This is a genomic window from Corynebacterium pseudopelargi, from assembly GCF_003814005.1.
Classification (GTDB): Bacteria; Actinomycetota; Actinomycetes; order Mycobacteriales; family Mycobacteriaceae; genus Corynebacterium; species Corynebacterium pseudopelargi.
Genome location: NZ_CP033898.1, coordinates 912,531 through 924,939, shown reverse-complemented (window position 1 = coordinate 924,939; position 12,409 = coordinate 912,531). Strand labels below are relative to the sequence as shown.

9 protein-coding genes are annotated in these 12,409 nt (G+C 57.5%); 4 read left to right on the top strand and 5 right to left on the bottom strand.

Features of this window, described 5'->3' with window-relative positions; genetic code table 11:
• Positions 1-85: 85 nt before the first annotated feature.
• Positions 86-526 carry a DUF2631 domain-containing protein gene (locus tag CPPEL_RS04375; protein WP_123959992.1) on the top strand — a complete coding sequence of 147 codons (441 nt, stop codon included), beginning with the start codon at positions 86-88 and terminating at the stop codon, positions 524-526.
• A 62-nt stretch (positions 527-588) separates the two neighbouring features.
• Here CPPEL_RS04375 and rlmN read toward each other — a convergent pair whose 3' ends face one another.
• Entirely contained in the window at positions 589-1,686 is a 1,098-nt protein-coding gene (rlmN, locus tag CPPEL_RS04370) for a dual-specificity RNA methyltransferase RlmN (RefSeq protein WP_123959991.1), read from the bottom strand.
• Between the two features lie 158 nt (positions 1,687-1,844).
• Here rlmN and CPPEL_RS04365 point away from each other — a divergent pair, with 158 nt between their 5' ends.
• The gene (locus CPPEL_RS04365) at positions 1,845-2,210 is read left to right on the top strand and encodes a LapA family protein (protein ID WP_123959990.1); all 366 of its coding nucleotides are present in this window, start codon (positions 1,845-1,847) and stop codon (positions 2,208-2,210) included.
• Positions 2,211-2,273: 63 nt separating this feature from the next.
• On the opposite strand, the gene CPPEL_RS04360 is transcribed toward CPPEL_RS04365, so the two are convergent.
• From CPPEL_RS04360 to pyrH, 3 genes are all read right to left on the bottom strand, one after another.
• Complete coding sequence (locus CPPEL_RS04360) at positions 2,274-3,152, bottom strand: phosphatidate cytidylyltransferase (RefSeq protein WP_123959989.1); 879 nt, start codon at positions 3,150-3,152, stop codon at positions 2,274-2,276.
• A 154-nt stretch (positions 3,153-3,306) separates the two neighbouring features.
• The gene (gene frr / locus CPPEL_RS04355) at positions 3,307-3,864 is read right to left on the bottom strand and encodes a ribosome recycling factor (protein WP_123959988.1); all 558 of its coding nucleotides are present in this window, start codon (positions 3,862-3,864) and stop codon (positions 3,307-3,309) included.
• Between the two features lie 229 nt (positions 3,865-4,093).
• Positions 4,094-4,780 carry a UMP kinase gene (gene pyrH, locus CPPEL_RS04350; protein ID WP_221337799.1) on the bottom strand — a complete coding sequence of 229 codons (687 nt, stop codon included), beginning with the start codon at positions 4,778-4,780 and terminating at the stop codon, positions 4,094-4,096.
• Between the two features lie 299 nt (positions 4,781-5,079).
• Here pyrH and CPPEL_RS04345 point away from each other — a divergent pair, with 299 nt between their 5' ends.
• Both CPPEL_RS04345 and CPPEL_RS04340 read left to right on the top strand, forming a co-directional pair.
• Positions 5,080-7,881: a PD-(D/E)XK nuclease family protein gene (locus tag CPPEL_RS04345; protein ID WP_123959987.1), complete on the top strand. Its 2,802-nt coding sequence runs from the start codon at positions 5,080-5,082 to the stop codon at positions 7,879-7,881.
• Position 7,882: 1 nt separating this feature from the next.
• Positions 7,883-11,296 carry a UvrD-helicase domain-containing protein gene (locus tag CPPEL_RS04340; RefSeq protein ID WP_123959986.1) on the top strand — a complete coding sequence of 1,138 codons (3,414 nt, stop codon included), beginning with the start codon at positions 7,883-7,885 and terminating at the stop codon, positions 11,294-11,296.
• 51 nt (positions 11,297-11,347) lie between these two features.
• Here the strand turns inward: CPPEL_RS04340 and tsf are convergent, their stop codons facing one another.
• On the bottom strand, positions 11,348-12,175 hold the full coding sequence (gene tsf / locus CPPEL_RS04335; RefSeq protein WP_123959985.1) for a translation elongation factor Ts: 828 nt from the start codon (positions 12,173-12,175) through the stop codon (positions 11,348-11,350).
• Positions 12,176-12,409: the final 234 nt, after the last annotated feature.

Sequence of the window (12,409 nt, the reverse complement as noted above, 5' to 3'; positions counted from 1 at the left end):
CAAAATATAGCCATACGACAAACATTCGCGCTCCCCTGCGTTGTGTGCTCACAGGCCAAGGGAGCTCCAACATAAGGAGAAGAACGTGGCAGGTTCCCACGAGATCGCCCCTTCGGTGCACAACGGCGTGTCCACTTTGGATGAGCCCTCTGCAGCTTGGGGTTGGCATGATATCGGACAACACGCCATTCAGCTCTCCGGCTGGATCTCTGTGTTCTTCCTGCTGGCTTACAACTTTGGTAACCACGAGGGACACGTTGAAACGATTTATCTCTTCGCCTTCGCTATCCTCATCGCCGTTGGCCTGTTAATCCAACTGTTCAAGCCCAGCTTTGGCAAGCAGCAGCGCACCCTCACCGCGCACAACAAGCCCCTCGGCCACCACGAGCCGGACTGGGCATACCTGCAGTCCACCGTTTCTGGCCCTTACGCAAAGCTCAACGACGCTGAGCTGCGCGCCTTGAACATCGAGCCCAGCCGCGTTGCTCACCTCCGTGAGATCGAGCGCGAAAACGAAAAGGCTTAACTAGGCGCCCAAAACACCAACGCCGTCGCCCCGATCTGGGGCGACGGCGTTTTTGTGATTATTTAACGCTCGTCGGCGGCAAGCTGGCCACAGGCCGCGGCGATTTCTTGGCCCTTGGTATCGCGCACGGTACAAGGCACACCTTGGGCAATCACGCGGCGCACGAATTCATCCTGACGCTCCTTTGGCGAAGCATCCCATTTGGATCCCGGGGTGGGATTTAACGGAATCAGGTTCACATGCACCTTGGAGCCCAAAGCCTTATGCAGCTTCTTGCCCAACATATCTGCCCGCCAACCCTGATCGTTGATGTCTCGGATCAGTGCATACTCAATTGAGACGCGCCTGCCGGATTGCTCGGCATAATACGTTGCTGCATCGAGCACTTCTGCCACAGACCAGCGGTTATTGACTGGCACGAGGGTATCGCGCAATTCATCATCCGGGGTGTGGAGGGACACAGCGAGGGTAACGGAGAGTTGTTCGTCGGCAAGCTTGCGAATCGCCGGAGCAAGACCCACTGTTGACACAGTCACGTTGCGCTGAGAAATTCCAAAGCCATCAGGAGCAGGCTGGGTAATCTGACGCACCGCGCTTACTACTCGCTTGTAGTTAGCTAGCGGCTCCCCCATACCCATGAACACGATATTGCTCAGCCTCGAGCCTTCTTGCTCCATGGTGGCTGCGGCTTCGCGCACCTGATCGACGATCTCGGCGGTAGAAAGGTTGCGGTCTAGGCCACCTTGGCCGGTCGCGCAAAAAGGACAGGCCATGCCGCAACCGGCCTGAGAAGAAATACACAAGGTCGCGCGATTGGGATAGCGCATCAACACAGATTCCAGCAGCGTGCCATCGTGGAGGCGCCAGAGCGTTTTTTGGGTTTCTCCATCATCGGCGGCAACATTGCGCACCGAAGTCATAAGTGTAGGAAATAGCGCCTCCCGGACCTGATCGCGAGCCGCTGCCGGCAAGTCGGTCATGGTGGAAGGGTCTGCTTCTTTGCGCTCGTAGTAGTGCTTGGCAATCTGATTTGCGCGGAATTTGGGCAGCCCGAGTTCCTTGAGGGCATCGATGCGCTCTTGGGGGCTGAGATCGGCGAAATGCTTCGGCGGCATGCCGCGGCGCGGGGAGGAAAAATTGAGCTGAATGGGAGTAGCCATGATGATCGCTATTGTGTCATCTCGCGCCCGAGAGACCAACACTGCGCACCCAAAGCCGGCCCTAAACCGCACACAACGGGACTGCAATAGCTTTTAACTCTTACTGCTTCTGCAAAGCGCATTCGCGCCACAGGTGCCCGTGGCGTTTAATAAGAGGCATGGAAGAACGTTTCGATGCACATAGCTCCGCGCCTCAAGCTGCGAACACGCAACAAGCCCCTGCCACCCAGGAGCTGGAGACCCAACAACGCGAAGCCCAACAACGCCAGGAAGCTAAGAAAGTACAAGGCTCGCTCGCCGGTGGCACATGGGTGTCGCTGATTGTAGGCGCGCTCCTCCTGATTGTTCTCTTGATCTTTATTATGCAAAACCAAGAACAGGTCGAGTTGGAGTTCTTCGCCTGGAACTTCTCTGTTCCTGTGGGCGTTGGTTTCCTTCTGGCCGCGATCGTGGGTGCTTTGATCATGGCGATGGTCGGCATTATCCGCATGTTCCAATTGCGTCGGCAGATCAAGAAGGGCTAAACACCCTTTCATCACCAAAAAGGCGGCCTTTGCGCAAAGGCCGCCTTTTTGCTTGTTGTTGTACTAGATGGTGGTGATGGTGCTTAGCACCAGCCAGGTCACCATCGCCGAGGGCAGCATGCCGTCGAGGCGATCCATGATGCCCCCGTGGCCGGGAAGCAAATTCGACATATCTTTAATGCCCAACTCGCGTTTGAATTGTGATTCCACGAGATCACCCAAGGTGGCGCAAATAACTAGACCGACGCCCAGAATCAAACCCCACCACCAGACATAATCCAGTAGGAAGTACACGGTAAGAGCACCGGCGATGGAACCAAAGAAGATGGATCCACCAAAGCCTTCCCAAGACTTCTTCGGGCTCACCGCAGGGGCCATGGGGTGCTTGCCAAACATCACGCCGGCGACATAGCCACCGGTATCGGAGGCGATCACGCACAGCATGAAGGTGACAATGAACATCGCCCCTGATGCTTGGTCGGTGCCAAACAAGGAGAGCATGGCCGCGAAGCTGCCGAACAGCGGGATCCAGGTGAGCACGAAGATGCCCACTGCGGTATCGCGTAGATAGTTCTTTGGTGGCGTTTTAGGCCCGTAGTGAAAAAGCCTGCCAAACATCAGGCACAAGGCTGCGGCCACATAGGCAGAAACGAGACCTTTGGTGCCAAAAGGCCAGCTAGACCACAGCATGAGCTGGCCGCCTAGAATCAGCACCCAGCGTTGCACCAGGTAGCCGGCCTCACTGAGGCGAGCGTGTACTTCCCAGGTGGCAAGCGCGATGGCCAGCGCCACGAGTGGGTACCACCCAAAAGGAATGACAAAGATGCACAGCAGCACTAGGGCGCCAAGGCCAACGCCTACTCCGATGGCGGCTTTTAAGTCACGGCCTGCGGAATTTCGGGGCTTGGGTAAGTGTTCCAGTCCTTTTGGTGGACGGTTCATGGCTCAAGGCTCCTGCTTGCTGGCAGGCCCTCACAAGGCTGCGAGGGCGCGCTGTAAATAAGGTCTCGGTTGGGTCTATCTCTACCGATCCAGAATGCTTGCAGCGTGCCCGCGAGCGACCTGCCCGGTGAGAAGGTGATGCACAGGAGGCGATTTAAACCTCCATCAACTCCTGTTCCTTCTTGCTCACCAGCTCGTCGATCTGGCCAACGTAATTGGCAGTTACCTTATCCAGTTCTTTTTCTGCTGCCTGAACCTCATCTTCACCAGCATCGCCATCTTTTTGGATCTTCTTCAACTGATCCATGCCCTTGCGTCGCACATTGCGAATAGCAATCTTGCCGTCTTCGCCCTTGGACTTGGCAAGTTTAACCATGTCGCGGCGGCGCTCCTCGGTGAGCTGAGGAATGGTCACACGCAGCACCTGGCCGTCATTGGTGGGGTTGACACCAAGATCGGAGTTGCGGATCGCGTTTTCGATCTCACCCATCGAAGACATCTCATAGGGCTTAATCAGCAGCATGCGTGCTTCAGGCACAGAGATGGTAGCCATCTGGGTAATAGGGGTGGGAACACCGTAATAGTCTGCGATCACGCCATTGAACATGGCGGGGTTGGCGCGGCCGGTGCGGATATTGGTCATTTCATCGCGGGTGCGGTCCACCGAGGTGGTCATGTGCTCTTCGCACTCAAAGAGGACTTCGTCAATCATGGCTCTTCCTTAAAAGGACAGTCGTTGGTTATTATTCGCTCGTTATTTTTCGGTGCCTAAGTATGGAATATGCATCCAACCGCACCGTGCGCCCGGGTGAAAATCACTTCGCCGATACTCCCCCTTACCACCGCTTTGAGCCGCTGGGCTTGGGTAGGTTGGGGCGTCGACAAGCGAGAAGGGGCCAGATTTCGCCCCTTTTCACCACAAGCAAAGTGCTTTTAGCGTATCAGGATTGCACCAAGGTGCCGATGCGCTCGCCCGAAACTGCGCGCGCAATATTGCCCTGGGTAAGCAAATTGAATACCAAAATGGGCATATTGTTATCCATACACAAGCTAAAAGCGGTGGCGTCGGCAACCTTGAGGTTCTTTTCAATCACCTCGCGCGGGGTGATCTCGGTATAAAGCTGCGCATCGGGGTTGGTGCGCGGGTCATCGGAATACACGCCATCGACGGCCTTGGCCATCAGCAGCACCTCGCAACCAATTTCCAACGCGCGCTGCGCTGCGGTGGTATCGGTGGAGAAATAGGGCATGCCCATGCCTGCACCGAAGATCACGACGCGACCTTTTTCCAGGTGACGATCGGCGCGAAGCGGCAGGTAGGGCTCTGCAACCTGGGCCATATTAATAGCGGTTTGCACGCGGCAATCAATGCCTTCTTGCTGCAAGAAGTCCTGCAAGGCCAAGCAATTCATCACCGTGCCGAGCATGCCCATATAATCCGAGCGCGAGCGATCCATGCCGCGTTGCTGCAATTGAGCGCCGCGGAAGAAGTTGCCGCCACCGATGACCACTGCAACTTCCACACCTGATTTTGCAACCTCAGCAATTTGGCGAGCGACATTTTGCACCACGTCGGGGTCGATGCCGACTTCCCCGCCGCCGAACATCTCCCCACCGAGTTTGAGCATGACGCGCTTATAGGCGGTGCGGTTTTCTGCACTGTTCACGGTAAATGGACTCCTTTTGTTCTTGAGGCTGCTGCGCAGGGCAGCGAATTCGGGCACCAGTTTACAGTGCTTTGCTTTTGAGCTTTTCGACGTCCCACGCAGCCGTGTTCAACGTCACCTCGATCCGGGAACGCATCAAGACTTAGAACTACTGTTCGATTGTTGCTGAGGGTTTCTCGGAGGTGTCCAGGTAACCTATGTACTAGTTCAAAGCCCCTCGAAAGCCCCTGAGGCTGAAGCTCGAAGCCAAGGTACACACGATGAAGCAAACGCTGAACGCAGCTTTACAGTCCGTCCGTCAAACACACCCCGAGGCTGAAATCGTGGTGCTTTGCGGCCAGCATGCTCGCGATGACGTCATCGCGCAGATGACTCAGGGCGGGGCCATCGCCGGAGTGCAAGTCGGTGGCATCCGCCAATACCTCCTAGAATCCGGGCGCCTTCTAGCGCCGCGCCGGCCACTGCAGCTTCGCGATGTAGCAGTCAAAGTTACCGCCGCGCTCCAAGACGAGGCTCCCGAGACGGAATTTCACCGCCAAGGCATTAACGATGAGGCCGTGACCCGCGAAGCGCTTGCCGAGGCCGTACTCGCCCTGCTGAACTTGCCCGCCCAGCGCCGCGATGCCCATGGCGGTGCGCGCCTGCCTGCTGCTGTGGCTGCGCTTGCCAAGAGCATCGGTGAGGATTGTGCCGAGCACTGGTTTACCTTGCCCGATGTGGCGGAATTCCTTATCCAGCGCGCAGCCCGGCGCGGAACCCAATACGTGCTCGCCGGCGATATTGCTTTTGACACGCTCAGCGAATGGTTTGTGCAGCAACTGCCCGATGATGCCCGCCACGAGGTGGACTTCCCTGCCGTCACTGGGCAGGCTGAGATTGAACACCACAGCTTCGTCTCCAATACCGACGAAGCAGACTTTGCTGCAGCGCAGGTACTCGAAGCCGTAGCCGGTGGCGTGCCGCTGCACAGCATTGCAGTTGCCTACTGCAATGCCAGCCAGATGGGTGCACTGCACCAAGCACTTGAGCGCGCAGGCATTCCTTTTAGTGCTATGAATCCCCGCACCTGGGCCCAGGAACCGTTCGCCCGCGGGATTCGCCAATTGCTCATGCTGGATCCCTCACTCATGCCAAGGCCAGAGGTGGCGGCGCTGCTTGCCTCGGGGATTCTCAAAGACGCACCCAGTTTGAGCTCCTTTGATTTCGCCACCCGTGGGCTGGCCAACTTGAACCAGGGTGATGATTGGATCGAAAAAGCAGAAGAGCTCAAGGCCGTGACAGAGGTCAAGCGCTTTGTCAACGCCCTGGCCAAACAATTAAAAGGCTTACACCAGGCTGAGAGCTTGGCAGCGCTCGCCGAGGCGCTCAGCCAGCTGCGCGGCAGCCTTCTGCGCAAGATGAACGCCGAGGAGCAAGCATTTTTCAATCGGCTGCTCGACACCATGCGCCAACATCAACTCAGCGCCAGCGCGGTAATGCTGGCCGAGCTCAGCGATCAAGCACTGGCCACTCCGCTACCTTCCACACAGCAGGGCATGGTGCAATTGACCAGCCTCGAAGGCCTGGTGGGTAGGTCCATGCAACTCTGCATCATCTGTGGCGCCAGCGATGATGCGCTACCAGGATCCCTTGGCTCTAATGCTGCTATTACACCCGAGCAGTCCGGTAATACCTCCAAGGCATTCCTCGACCGACGTGAGCGCGCCTTCCAGCACGCACTGCGAGCCTCCAGCAAGGTGCTGATCTCCCATCCGCGCAGCTTGCTGGTGGGGACTTCTAAAGTAGAACGCTCCCCCTGGGCCGATGGCGATGTGCACCACCACGGCCCGCTTATCCAAGAATGGCATCAGGCTTCAAGCCTGCCGGCAACTGCCTTTGACCTCAACCTGCTCGCAGGAGGCCAGGATGCTCAGACGAAACAGCAGGTGCAACGCTTCTTGCACACAATGCAGGCCCGCCAAGAAGGCGAATGGGCTGGCGATAGCGCTGCCTTTAATGGCTGGATTGGCCCAGGCTTGAGCAACGCGGTGCTAGAACAGCAGCTATCAACCTCAGCACTTGAGCTATTTACCCAAAATCCCCTGGTGTTCTTTATCGAGCGCATCCTCGGCCAAAGGGTATTGGAGGATTCCTTTGGCGCCGCCGAGATCGATGCCCGAGATCGTGGCACCATCTACCACCGCATCTTTGAACGCTGGATCCGCGAAATGTGGTTAGACATTGCATCCCTGGATCACCGCTATAGCGACGTGGACTTTAATGCAGGGGTGCTGCGCATGCGCGAGATCGCGATGGAAGAACTCAATGCCCGCCGCGATTCCTCCATCCCGGGCGTGATGTGGCAGGCCTTCCAAACCGAGGTGCTCCGAGTTAGCGATGCCTTTGTCAAAGTCGAGATCGCACGCTCGAAAACGTGGCGACCTATTGGCGTTGAGGTGCCGTTTGGCCGTGTGTACGACGCCGAAGATTCACCACCGCTAAAGATCCCTTTGAGCAACAGGCACACCCTTACCCTTGGCGGTGTGATCGACCGTGTTGATCTGCAGATCGACCACGAAAGCCAGCAAGCCGTGCTCGCCGTCTTGGACTACAAATCAGGCAAGCCTAAAACCTACAAAGCTGCATTCAACGGCGACGAGTACACCGGCAATGCCAAACACGGCTACCGCTTCCAGCTCGCGGCCTACGGTGAAGCCATCCGACAGGCCTTAGCGGGAACAATTACCGAAGGCCCGCTGGCTGAGCTAGCCAGCGAGGTGGCAAAGATTAACACCGACAATTATCCCGTGACCATTGTTTCGGGCTACCTCTTCTTCCTTGACGAGAACTTCGAGCTCATCCGAATCATCTATGACGACAACGCCCAGGCGGAATTGGAACAACGGCTAGCAAAGATCACCTCATTTATTGCCGATGGTGCCTTCCCGCCCTATGAGATCTCAGGCAATCCCATCATGACTGAGCGCGCCGTGCGCCTTGGAGCCAGCACCGCTGTCGCGGCTTCCAGGCTGCAATTGTTGGGGCTCACGCCGCTGAACATCGCCGAAGACGAGGAGCAATAACGTGGTGCAACAACCAGATCCCAGCAACATGGACAACTTCAACCGTCACTTGATCACCAACCACGTTGATCAATCCATCTTTGTCGAGGCCGGTGCCGGCTCCGGCAAGACCTTCCAACTGGTCAGCCGAATCGTCACCCTGGTGATCGAACGTGGCGTGCCCATCTCACGCATTGTGGCCATCACCTTCACCGAATCCGCTGCAGCCGAGCTGGTTACACGCCTGCGACGCAACTTCGCAGAAATCGCACACACTGGCCAACTCAGCATTCAACACGCCAGCGCCCGCACCTTCTCCGATGTTGAGCAAGCCAAACAACGCGCCAGCGAAGCCCTCGAAGCATTGCCCGGCGCAGCCATTGAGACGCTGCACTCCTTTTGCATGCGCATCCTCAAAATCTTCCCCCTCGAGGCAGGCTTGCCACCACGGGTGGAAAAGTCCAATGATTTGCTTGCCGACGTAGCCATTGCCGAGCGCATCAACGACACACTTGCGCTGCTCACCGCATCCATGCAAGGGCATGCAGAGACCACTAAGCTCGTCGACGCCCTACCCGTCCCAGTCAGCGGCGCCGACCTGCGCGGCGCACTCGAGTGCCTCACCGCCAATGAGGTCCGCGTGAACCAACTTGGCAATCTCGTGGGGTGGATGGATGCGCACTGGGGCGAACTCGACCAAACTCTAAATGCGCCAATCCACCCAGGTGATCGCCTCACTGTGGATTACCTGCGCAAAATGCTCCAACGCGTAGAACAACTCGCAGCGTTGTGCACTAACCACGCAGACAAGCTGTACCAAAACGTGGTTGCTCCCCTACAAAGCGAGCTACACCGCTATGTGGATGATGGGGCACATCCAGAGGACTTTGTAGCGCCGCACATGGATTTCCGAGGTGGTTCTACCAAGCACTGGAATGGCCTCACACCTAAGCAAGTAAGAGATACGATCCGCGAGGAGCTGGAAAACGTAGAGATCCAGCGCTTAGGCCCAGTCCACCGGGCGCTGACCCAGGTGCGCGCCGTCTTGGCGGCCCGTACCGTGGAGCTTGCACAGCAGCGCTGCCGCACCGGCATGATCGAATTCCACGACATGATCTACCTGGCCCAGCGCCTGGTGCGCAAGCCAGACATCGCTCAAGCCTTGCACGAGCGCTTCCACACCATTTGCGTAGACGAATTCCAAGACACCGACCCAGCCCAGCTTGAGATCTTCGAACATATCGCTCGTGGTGCTGGCGAGCACCCGGTCCCCGGCAAGCTGTTCTTAGTGGGTGACCCCAAACAGTCCATCTACCGCTTCCGCAACGCAGACCTCGATACCTACATGCTTGCCCGCACACACTTCCCCTCCTACGGCGAAGAAGGGCACAGCGTGGTGCATTTGGCCAACAATTTCCGCTCAGCACCGGCGGTTGTCGATGGCGTCAACCTGATATTCGGGGAACTGTTCGCCCAAGCTGCCCACATCGCCGAAACATCGGATCACGCCCCATGTGCCGTGGATTATGTGCCGATGGAGTACCCGGATGCATCCGGTGATCGGCCAGGTCAGGTGTTGATCCTGCGCAATGATGAGGCCATCGAAGCTATCGGCACCATGGGTTCTGATAGCACCCCACACCGCGAAATCGAGATGGCCGACATTGCCTCGCTAATCAAGGCGAGCATGGCTGATGAAGGTGGCGAGTTCCTCAAAGACGCCCCGGAAGGCACTGCCGCGCTGGAATTGGAAGACATCGCCATCCTGGCGCCCACCCACACCATCGCGCGCCGCGTGATCGACCTGCTGATCACCGAGGGGATCCCCTATGTTTCTGAAGGCTCCACACAACTCTTCAACGCCCCAGAAATCAATGAGCTGCTCACCGTGCTGCGCGCCATCGCAGACCCAGCCGATAAGTTCACCCAGGTTGCTGCACTGCGCTCGGCAATCCTCGGCTGCAGCGACCGCGAACTAGCCCAATATCATCAGCTAGATGATCCCCCAGCCGATCACCCTGTGTCTCAAGCAAAGGCGTGGTTACAGCAACAACATCTGCGGACTCGGAAAGTGCCACTGCATGTGTTCATGGCTGAGCTGGTGCAATCCGCCGCGGTGCGTGAGGCATTAGCCTCCGAACACAGCCAACGCGCCAACCTGCCACGGGTGTCGCTGCTTTTAGAGATCACAGAAGAATTCGTGGCCAGCACCGGTTATGGGCTGCGGGAATTCGTGCACTGGGCTGATCAACAAGCAGCAAGTTCACAAGGTGTGGCAGAGCCGGTGTTAGACAACGGCACCAAGGGTGTTCGGGTGATGACGATTCACCGCTCCAAGGGCCGCGAATTCCCCATGGTGATCATGGCCGGCATGGCGCACCACAAGTCACATCAAGCACCTGCTCAAGGCTTGGCCAAAGACAATAAAGTGCTCGAATTTAAGTTGGGTGACTTCAGCACCGACGGCTATAAGGCCATGTGCGAGTACGAAAAACTCGCAGCCCAGTTCGAAGCAATCCGCCTGCTATACGTAGCTGCCACCCGAGCACGCAACACGCTGGCTATTCCGCTCGAACCTGCGTTGAAAGCCAAGGGCAAAGCCTCCACGAAGTTCTACGGCGCCATGTTGTACGACGCCATCCAAACCATCGGCCACCACTTGCCAATGGTCAGTGCTGATACATTGCCCGGTGGCAGCCGCCCTCTCCCCAAACAAGAGCAGACTGACCGGGAGTTGGACTTCGACCAAGCACAACGCCACGTGGCCAGCCTCCAAGAACACCTTGCCCGCGCAGCACAGCAGGCGCCGAGAATCTCGGTGACCGCAATCGCCCACGCTGAAAACTCAGCGGAGCCTGAAGCAGAGCAGCCCACCTCGGCAACGCTTGCCACCGGCGCGAGGTTACGCGCATTGCTGGCAAGCAAGCACGATAGTCACACCAAGATTCTTGGCAATACCAAGCTGAAAACAGCCGGCGGCACAGCCTTCGGTTCCGCAGTACACGAGGTGATGGAGCTACTACCAGAAGGCGAAGACGCCCAGGCGCTCGCAGAGGCTATCGCTCCGCTTCACAACCTTGAAGCCCAAGCCGTTGCTGATGTGGTTAGCGCAGCCGAATGCTTCGCTTTATCGGAGCCCTACCAGCAAAGTTTGCAGGCTGAACGGGTCTACCGTGAACTGCCGGTGTTTGACCGGATCGATGATGTTGCTGTGGAAGGCATCATCGACGTGCTATACCGCGATGCACACGGCGAATGGATTATCGCGGATTATAAGACGGATCGCGCTGCTACCCCTGAGACCATTAGCAGTTACTTCCTGCAGCTCGAGGTGTACGCGCGGATCGTGGAAAAGGCCATGGATATTCAGGTCGCACGCTGTGAGCTTATTTTCCTTGGCCATGACGGCCCGCAGGTGCGCGTGGAGCGTCGATAAGCAAAATGCCCGCCCCCAACTTCAAAGGGGACGGGCATTGCAAGGCACAAATTAATGCTGGCCAACCTCGTAACGAACGAAGCCGGTGAGGGTTACACCTGCATCGTCCATAACCTGCTTGACGGTCTTCTTGCTATCAGCAACAGAAGCCTGCTCGAGCAGTACGACGTCCTTGTAGAAGCCACCGAGGCGACCCTCAACGATCTTCGGGATAGCCTGCTCAGGCTTGCCCTCGTCACGGGTGATCTGCTCGGCGATGGAACGCTCGTTTTCTACAACCTCAGCAGGAACGTCCTCGCGGGTCAGGTACTGAGCCTTCAGTGCAGCAACCTGCATTGCAGCAGCGTGTGCAGCAGCCTTGGCCTCTTCGCCCTCGCCGGTGTATGCAACGAGCACGCCAACTGCCGGGGGCAGGTCGGCTGCACGGTGGTGCAGGTACACGGAGATGTTCTCGCCCTCAAGGGTCACGGCGCGACGCAGCTCGAGCTTCTCGCCGATCTTGGCGGAAAGCTCTTGCACAGCCTCGCCAGCAGGCTTGCCGTCAACCTCAGCAGCAGCAAGCTCCTCAGGGGAGTTAGCCTTCACTGCAGCAGCAGCGTCGGCAACCTTCTGAGCGAATTCCTTGAACTCAGCGTTCTTAGCAACGAAGTCGGTCTCGGAGTTGATCTCGACCATGGTGTTGCCAGACACAGCGATCAGGCCTTCAAGGGCGTTGCGCTCTGCGCGCTTGCCCACGTCCTTAGCGCCCTTGATGCGCAGGATCTCAACAGCCTTGTCGAAGTCGCCGTCGGTTTCCTCGAGTGCCTTCTTGCAGTCGAGCATGCCGGAGCCGGTTAGCTCGCGAAGCTTCTTCACATCAGCAGCGGTGTAGTTCGCCATATTTGGGGCGACCCTCCTTGTATAGGGATGTTGTACGTTGTGGTCACTGTTTACACTAACCAAACGCGACAAGATGCGCTGGCTTGGTGATGTTTCAGTGTTGCGTGGTTACGGCGCAACCACATACTTTTTGCCATAGCTTGCGCTATTGCAGTGCCGTGCCTTGTCATGCGCATAACAACATGCAAGACCCCAGCCAAGCAGCAAACGCCGCGTGAGGTTGGGGCCTTTAGA